The organism is Halorussus litoreus (assembly GCF_003382685.1).
Classification (GTDB): domain Archaea; phylum Halobacteriota; class Halobacteria; order Halobacteriales; family Haladaptataceae; genus Halorussus; species Halorussus litoreus.
The window spans coordinates 101,746-108,924 of record NZ_KZ859511.1 but is presented as its reverse complement, the minus strand read 5'-3'; the positions used below and the strand labels follow the sequence as shown (position 1 = coordinate 108,924).

The following is a 7,179-nucleotide window of genomic DNA, read 5'->3' as shown; positions in this document are numbered from 1 at the left end:
GCGCGTCTGGCCACCGGCTTCTTTTGACGCCCCCCTTCCCGTTCCCGCCGGCGCCCCCCCCACGGCCGGGTGCTGTCGCGGTGCGGTGCTGTTTCGGCGTGCCGCGTTGCTCTGCGGGCTGTGCGTCTGGGTTCGTGGGTGTCGGTCGGGTGTGTTTCACTGTCGGTCGAGCGCGTGCTGATAGGTTCTGGAGCGATGCGGACGGAGTGGTTCGGAGAAGGGGTGGTGTAGGGGCTAGACCCCTACAATAATCAGCTCGCGCTCGACGGTCCCGCTGGTTCCGAGGGGCTGACCCGGAGTGGTGCAGGACTGTCGCATCCGTATATGGACCGTTCCGACCCGTGGGGTGATAACCTTCGCCATCGTGGCAACGTTTGTGCGAACCTCGCGTGACCCGCACATTCTCTTTCGCAGACACGGCCGACTGTCGACGCCAGCGCCCGAAACGACGACTCCACCGCCCTGAACCCGCCACGCGCCGCTGGCCGGGAGAGGCGAATCGGGCGGTCGCCATCAAGCGCTCGCCTCCGCTTCCTCGCGCGCCACGCCGGCTTCGCGGGCGAACCGCTTCAGGTCCCGCACCGTGACGCGGTTCTTGTCCGCGCCGTAGTCCTTGACCCGCCGGGTGACCGTCCGGACCTCCTCGTCGCTCGGGTCGAAGCCGCAGTCCTCCAGGCGCTTGCGGACCGAGTTGGTGCCGGTGTGCTTGCCCAGGACGAACTCCCGCTCGACCCCCACCATCTCGGGGGTCATCACGCCCGGCTCGAACGTGTCGGAGTTCTCGATGACGCCCGCGGCGTGGATGCCGCTCTCGTGGGCGAACGCGTTCGCGCCGGTGATGGGCTTGTTCGCGGGAGTCGGCACGTCGCTGTACGCTTCGACTGCCGCCGAGATGTCGGCGATGCCGGTGGTGTCGATGCCGGTGTCGACGCCGTACACCGACTCGACGGCCATCACGACCTCCTCGTAGGCCGCGTTGCCCGCGCGCTCGCCGATGCCGTTGACCGACACCTGGACCTGCTCGGCTCCCGCTTCGAATCCGGCGATGGCGTTGGCCGCGGCCATCCCGAAGTCGTCGTGGGTGTGGACGTCGATGCGCGCGTCGGTCCAGTCGGTGAACTTCGCGATCAGTTCGCCGAACCGGGTCGGCGTGGCGACGCCGCAGGTGTCGGGCACGTTGATCCAGTCGACGCCGACCTCGCTGACGGCCTCGACGATCTCCTGCAGGAACGCCTCGTCGGTCCGCGTGGCGTCCATGGGCGAGAACATCGCCGTCGCGCCCGCCTCCTTCACGCGCTCGACGGCGTCGACGGAGCGCTCGACGACCTCCTCGCGGGTGGCGTGCATCGCGTCCTCCAGTTGCACGTCGCTGGTCGACGCGAAGACGTGGACCAGCTCGACGCCGGAGTCGAGGGCCGCCTCCACGTCCTTGTCGACCACGCGGGCCAGCCCGCAGGTGGTCGAGGTGGTGCTCGCGGCGATGTCGCTGACCGCCTCGAACTCCGCGTCGGAGTTGACCGGGAACCCAGCCTCGATGACGTGGGTGCCCATCTCGTCGAGAGCGGCAGCTATCTCGCGCTTCTCGTCGTACGAGAAAGAAGTCCGCGGTGCCTGTTCCCCATCCCGCAGCGTCGTGTCGAATACTCGTGCAGAGTCGAATTCTGTGTTATTGGCTAGCGTGCCATCGAAGAACTCGACCCGCCCGGCTGGTACCGGACGAATGCGTGTCGTTGTCGGACATCGTACCTCCTTCTGGGAGTGTTCCGGTATTTAAACCTACCGCTGCGACAGGTCGGCGGCGAGCTATCGGGGAGTCTGTGACAGGGTAGCTAGGCCCGAAACCGCACGACACAAACGGCCTGAATCGACTGGATACTCCTAAGTCGACCTTAAACATGGATTTCTAAGGAGATTTTTTATCGAAGACCACGGGTCTTGCTTGTCCTCGTTTAGGTGGGAAAGAATATCGCGCGCGACTCCGGCTTATCCCCTGCTCGTCGATGAGTCCGAGTTCGTGTGAAGATGGTCCGATTCATCGTAGAAGATCGCGATGCCGGTCTACATACCCGGGACCATCAATTGCTCGAATGGGAGCCCGATCTCCGTTGTCGGATTCGTCAATGAATAGACGCCAGTCTCCCCCAAGAGGGAAAGACGGCCGCTGCCGGCGCTGTAAACGTCTTGCAGGCGCGGTACGTCGGCGGACTCCCAGACGCGCTCGCCGGAGTCCCGGGCGACTGCGTACAGCCCCGACGTGTCTTGGAAGTAGACGTGGCTATCCGTGACGGCCGGCAGCGTCGTGAGCGGGTGGTCGAACTCGACCAGTAGTTCTCGGGTCGTCTGCATCTCGCTGGACGACGGACTGTCCGGAACCAAGATCTCGAAGTAGCCACCCTCGCGCCAGACATCGCCGGTAACGGCGAATATCCGTCCGTCGTGGAACGTTTGATACCGACGCTGCCCGAGGACGTGACTATCGATCCTCACGCTGTCGAACGGTTCGGAGGCGACTGCTGAGAAAGCTTCGGGCAGCGCTCCTTCGAGCGGAAGGTACGCGTCCTCTCCATCCGGCGACAGCGGGATTCCCCAGAGTGGCCCGTAACCGAACGGACTTTTCCCTCCATCAAATTTGTTGATGAAAACGTGAGTGTCGGTCTTCAGGGGAACGACGCCTGACCTGTTCTTCCCACCGAAGACCTCCTCGTAGGACCATTCACGCAGAACCGACCCGGACGCCGCATCGAGGAGGTACACGTTTCTGGGGAGGGATCGCTCCCAGACTGCAACGACGTCCGGAGTCGCCGCGAGGACGGTCAACGACGAATCGTTCGGGGCGTCGAACTCCCATCTATCGCTCCTGCTACCGCTTATGGGGGTAGCCCTCAGCTTCGCGCGGTGATCATTCCATCTAGTGCCGTATACCGTGCCGTCAGCGACCCGTCCAGGATGACGGATGGAATTATCAATCCCTGTGTCGGTCGTGAGGTCCTCCCCGTTGGTGCCGTTGAGTACGCTGAAATTGTAGTCGGGCCCGGATACGGCAGGCCGCCCGTCTACGAGTACGTGGCCGTCTTCGGCAGGTTGTATCGCTACCGGATAGAACGGCGGGTCGTACGTCCACGAGAACGTTCCGGACTCGGGGTCCACTTTGTGGACGGAGTCAAAGGTTTTGACGAGGAGATCCCCATCGGGGTGTCTCTCGAAGCCAGCAGTCCTCGGAAACGACTGGCGTTTCTCCGAGTCAGTCTGCCTGACGTCGATCCCGAGGTGCCAGTCGCCGTTTGCCGCGCGCCGGAGCCCGGCAGCGATGAGAGCCCTCACTCGTACTGTCGAGCCGTTCAACACTGGCTTCTCAACGGACAGCGGTGAGGTGTGCGCTGATTCAAGCCGCTCAGTGGTTTGTTGCCGTTTCTCATCGTCAGAACCTTGATACCGCTCGTCGAAGCCCAAAAAATAGTAGAATGCTTCTGCGTTCCCGACGGCAGCTTCGAACGTGTACCGATCCCTTGCGGGCCATACCCATCGAATCGGCGCATCGCGAACCGAGGGGGCGTAATCGGGCACCGCATCGATCGAAGTGACGGTTTTTGAGAGCACGTCCCGAAGCTCATCACTCGACTCGTGGTACCGCTCGCGCTCCCCCAACTTCGCGTTGAGAGTCCGTCGAACGGCCGAACGTGTGGTGCCGAGTACGAGTGTTTGTTCCCCGAGCGCGATGACGGAATCTGTCCCGGATAATCCGGTTCGGTACGTTTCGAACTCCTCGGAATCCACCCCGATCGGTTCGAGCCCCTCGTCACCTTGGGAGCGGTCCTCGGCCTCCGACCGAACTGCTGTTCGGTCAATATCGCCTTCGATGACCACGACCGGCTGGCTGCCGTGCTGCATGAGGAGATACTCGACCTGCCGCGGGGAAAGCGACTCCCAGCGGTCGAGCGGAGCAATGATCTCTGCGATGGCGAGCGAGTCGAACAAGTCCACTCGTCCCCGGGGCTGCGAAGCCAGATACTTCGGAGAGACATAACTGATGGCAGGTTCTCCGGATTCTGGTGCGGCGATCCACTCCGTCCACGCCGGCCAGTCTGTGTCTTCGAGCAGGGAATTGTCGACTCGTGAACGAAGCTGGGAACAGCCGGCAACGCCCGAGGCAATCGCGAGGCCGCTAGCCAACACGGCCCGGCGCGGAAGCTGAGTCATGACGGGGCGGAAGAAGGGCTATAATAAAAATCTGAGGTTAGAGACACCGAAATACGGCGCGCAGAGCAGCGGCCGAATCCGACAGATAGCGACACGACAAGCTGCGACGATCTCATTTCAGCAGAGTCACACCCATCTATCGGCTCTCTCAGTAGCGGTCGTGTCGAATAAATTGGATTCCAACAGAGCCGCCGCCTCCCCTTCGTCATTCACCGTCGTTGCTGTCCCCGGCCTGCGCGTTCTCGCGCACCGCCGAGGGTCGCGGTGACCGCTGTCGTCGCCGCCAGAACGCGACTGCTCCGACCACGGGAACCCCGAACGCGAGCAGGTACGGCGTCGCGTAGGCGAGCCCCACGGCGAGGCCACGCGCGACGACCACCACGCCGCGAGCCGAGGAGACGAACGCCGAGAGCAGCCCCGTCTCGTACCACTTGTCCGGGTCGACGGTGGCGCTCGACTCCGGCTCGGGTTCGTTCAGTCCGACCGTCAGCGTGGAGTAGGCGACTCGCTGCCGGAGGGACTCCCGCTGGGCTTCGAGGCGTTCGATCTCGGTTTGAACCTCCGACAGGCGCTCTTGAATCTGGAGCACGGTCTCGGTCTCGTTGGCCTCCTCGTACAGCTCGCGGAGTTGGTCGCGCTGGTTTCGGAGATTCTCGAGGCGAGCCCCCAGATCGACCAGTTGGTCGGTCACGTCCTTCGTGCCGGTCGAGGCCTCCCGGACCTCGCCCGCTCGCTTGGTCTCCTCGAGCAGCGCCGAGAAGTTCTCCTTTGGGACCCGGAGGACGAGTTCGCCGGTGGTCCACGACCGGTTCTCGCGGGTGTGGACCTGCTCGCCGGTGTCGCTGACGAACCCGCCGTACGCCCGAGTTCGCTGGGTCAGGTTGCGCCGGGTCGCGTCGTAGTCGTCGACCGTCAGCGCCACCGTGCCGGTTCTGACAAGCGCTCGCTGACGGGTCTGTCCGTCCTGTGCGCCGTAGTCGGCGCTTCCGGCGCGCTCGCCGTCGCCGCTCTTCTCGGCCGCGGTGCCCTGGTCTTGGACGTCCTCCGCGGCCGCGGTGGCCGGTGCGCCGCCACCGCCGGCGTCACCGCCCCCGCTGCCCGAGCATCCGGCGAGGGCGACCAGCAGGACGAGCGCCACGGCGATCAGCCAGCGTCGTCTATCGCGTGCCATGCGTTCGACACGACGCCGAACCGTCCTAAAGCTACGGATGAGTGAAACGACCGTTTGAGCATCGGTCGGCCGTCAACTGCGACCGTCGTCGGCCGACCCCTCCTGAAAATGGTCGGGCTACTGAAACGCGGGCAGCACCTCCTCCTCGTAGCACTCGAAGAACGACTCCTGATCCGGGCCGATCTGGTGGACGTACACGTGGTCGTACCCCGCGTCGACGAACTCCCGGATGCTCTCGACGTGGGCCTCGGGGTCTGGGTCGGTCACGATGCTGTCGGCCTCGCGCACGTCCTCCTCCGAAACCAACTCGGTCGCCTGCTCGAACAGCTTGTGGGTCTCCAGTTCGGTGGCGAGCTGGCCGGGCAGAACGCTGTTTCGCCAGTACTCGTGGGCGGTCGCGACGGCCTCGTCCTCGTCGTCGGCGTAGCAGACCGTGAGCTGGCTGAACGTGGGTCCCTCGCCGCCCGCCTCCTCGAAAGTCTCGACCACGTCCTGCGGGCCGACCGACCAGAAGCCGTCGCCGAAATCCGCGGCCTTCTTCGCGGTCTGTGGGCCGTACGCCGACACGCAGATCGGCGGGGTCTCCTCGGGCGTGGTGAACAGTTTCGCGTTCTCGACGGTGAAGTGGTCGCCGTGGCGACTCACCATCTCGCCGCTCCAGAGCTTTCGGATGACGGCGACCGCCTCTTCGAGCATGTCGAGGCGCACGCGGTGGGGCGGCCAGTGGTCCCCGAGCACGTGTTCGTTGAGGTTCTCGCCGGTGCCCACGCCAAAGTAGAACTGCTGGTCGCTCTCCTCCAGCATCGACGCGACCGTCGCAGTGGCCTGCGCGGCGAGCGCCGGGTGGAATCGCATGATGGGACAGGTCACGCCCACGCCCACGTCCACGTCCTCGGTCGCGCGCGCGACGCCCCCGAGCGTCGACCAGACGAACGGTGCCTCGTCTTGCTCGCTCAACCACGGGTGGAAGTGGTCCGAGATCGAGACGAAGTCGAAGCCGAGCTCCTCGGCGCGGACCGCGTGGTCCACGAGGTCGTTCGGCGGGTGCTCCTCGCTGGAGAGGGTGTATCCGAGTTCGACCATGGAGATGGCACGGTGGTAGTCGGTAAGGGGGTTGTGGCTAGCAAACTGGCTATCCCGATCCGGAACCGACACCAAATATTTTGACGACTGAGAAAACGGATTTCAACACTTGTTCTGCATCCTCTTTGAGTAGTTCCTCTGTAGTTGGAGCCTTCGCCTCCGGTTCTTCACGGATGTTTTCTCTTACCCGGCCTGAGAAAGTGGTTTCGTCTGTTATTGGGCGGAAATGAACAAGTGGATTTCTGAGTTCGTGTAACTCATTCAGCGCTACTCCTTCTACATCGTCAGGAGCAACAATATCGTTCTCCTCAAGGAATTGTACAGCATCGCGATACGATGGCCGGTCACCTTCATCAAATTCGCCAGCACTGTATGCAAGCCCACAGATAGACTGTTCAAGAAATGACTGGCCCATGATTATGGCTCCTGAGAAGACTCCGTCAATATAGCAGAGTTGAGAATCCTCGTAGAGAATCAGAGCTTCCTCACCACCAAACAAAACTGTCCCGCCGGAAAACGTTATTCGATGTTCCGAAATCCATGATGCCCGTTCAATCATCCCTTCTCGGCGTGTTTCAATCAGTCCGTCTACGTACGTTTCCGCATCCATGTCTCTAAAAGATGTCTTTCCACCTATTATAACCGCTCCCAATAAATGTCATATATTTCACTAATTGGGTTCTCCCGATATACAGCAGCAATACAGGCTACAACTGTCTGACTACCAT

General features: G+C 62.8%; 5 protein-coding genes. All 5 read right to left on the bottom strand.

The window, feature by feature from the left end; genetic code table 11:
* Positions 1–513: 513 nt before the first annotated feature.
* The 5 genes from DPQ64_RS05740 to DPQ64_RS18625 all read right to left on the bottom strand — a co-directional run bounded on the left by DPQ64_RS05740 (position 514) and on the right by DPQ64_RS18625 (position 7,061).
* Entirely contained in the window at positions 514–1,722 is a 1,209-nt protein-coding gene (locus DPQ64_RS05740; RefSeq protein ID WP_198662024.1) for a LeuA family protein, read from the bottom strand.
* 336 nt (positions 1,723–2,058) lie between these two features.
* A complete protein-coding gene (locus tag DPQ64_RS05735; protein ID WP_232820496.1) occupies positions 2,059–3,975 on the bottom strand; it encodes a PQQ-binding-like beta-propeller repeat protein in 1,917 nt (638 codons plus the stop codon).
* A gap of 427 nt (positions 3,976–4,402) precedes the next feature.
* Positions 4,403–5,368, bottom strand: coding sequence for a DUF4349 domain-containing protein (locus DPQ64_RS05730; RefSeq protein WP_115863403.1), 966 nt, complete (start codon positions 5,366–5,368; stop codon positions 4,403–4,405).
* Positions 5,369–5,485: 117 nt separating this feature from the next.
* Positions 5,486–6,451 carry a TIGR03557 family F420-dependent LLM class oxidoreductase gene (locus DPQ64_RS05725; protein ID WP_115863402.1) on the bottom strand — a complete coding sequence of 322 codons (966 nt, stop codon included), beginning with the start codon at positions 6,449–6,451 and terminating at the stop codon, positions 5,486–5,488.
* 49 nt (positions 6,452–6,500) lie between these two features.
* Positions 6,501–7,061 (bottom strand): hypothetical protein, encoded by a 561-nt coding sequence (locus DPQ64_RS18625; RefSeq protein WP_157971604.1) that lies wholly within the window; start codon positions 7,059–7,061, stop codon positions 6,501–6,503.
* Positions 7,062–7,179: the final 118 nt, after the last annotated feature.